Raw genomic sequence first — 1172 nt, 5'->3', positions numbered from 1 at the left:
CTTACTTCGTACTTAACGGCACTTCTGCTTCAAACAAAGTAGTGTGTAACGCGCTGGTAACTGAAGGTGATTTGGTACTGTTCGACCGTAACAACCACAAATCGAACCACCACGGTGCGTTAATCCAAGCGGGTGGTATGCCAGTTTACTTAGAAACGGCGCGTAACCCTTGGGGCTTCATCGGTGGTATGGATGAGCACTGTTTCGATGAAGAATACATTCGTGCTCAAATCGCGAAAGTGGATCCAGAACGTGCACGCGATGAACGTCCTTTCCGTCTTGCTATTATCCAGCTTGGTACTTACGACGGTACTATCTATAACGCTCGCTACGTGATGGATAAGATCGGTCATCTTTGTGACTACATCCTGTTTGACTCTGCGTGGGTTGGTTATGAGCAGTTCATCCCTATGATGAAAGACTGTTCACCACTGCTGCTGGATTTGAAACCAGAAGACGCAGGTGTGATCGTGACTCAATCTGTTCACAAACAACAAGCTGGCTTCTCTCAAACATCGCAAATCCACAAAAAAGACCGCCATATCAAAGGTCAAGCTCGTTACTGTAACCACAAACGCTTTAACAACGCGTTTATGATGCACGCATCGACTTCACCATTCTACGCACTGTTCTCTGCGCTTGATGTGAACGCGAAGATCCACGATGGCGAAGCAGGTCTGCGTTTATGGCGCGATGCGGTTAAGACTGGTATCGAAGCGCGTAAAGAAATCCTTAAGAGTTGTGAATTGATTCGTCCGTTCATTCCAGACGAAGTCGAAGGTCAACCTTGGGGCAGCTACGACACTGACGTGATCGCAACGAATAAGAAATTCTTCATGTTTGAGCCAAACGCAAGCTGGCACAAATTTGAAGGTTACGGTGAAGGTCAATACTTCGTTGACCCATGTAAATTGTTGCTAACTACTGCGGGTATTGCAGAAGACGGCAGCTACGCAGATTTCGGTATTCCTGCAACGCTATTGGCGAACTTCCTTCGTGAAAACGGCATCATCCCTGAGAAGTGTGACTTGAACTCTATCTTGTTCCTACTTACTCCTGCGGAAGATATGGGTAAGATCCGCCACCTTGTGGCTCAAATTAACCGATTCGAAAAATTCATCCGTGATGATGCGCCTCTAAGTATCGTACTTCCAAGCGTCTACGAAGCGAAT

1 protein-coding gene is annotated in these 1172 nt (G+C 46.8%); it reads left to right on the top strand.

From position 1 onward, the window contains the following. On the top strand, positions 1-1172 hold a 1172-nt coding region (speC, locus tag R8N46_RS25025), incomplete at both ends, for an ornithine decarboxylase (protein ID WP_318189751.1).

The sequence above is a fragment of the Vibrio sp. 1874 genome, from assembly GCF_033344395.1.
Taxonomy (GTDB): Bacteria; Pseudomonadota; Gammaproteobacteria; order Enterobacterales; family Vibrionaceae; genus Vibrio; species Vibrio alginolyticus.
Note: the sequence above shows the minus strand (reverse complement) of the source record. Positions and strands in the feature narration are given on the sequence as shown.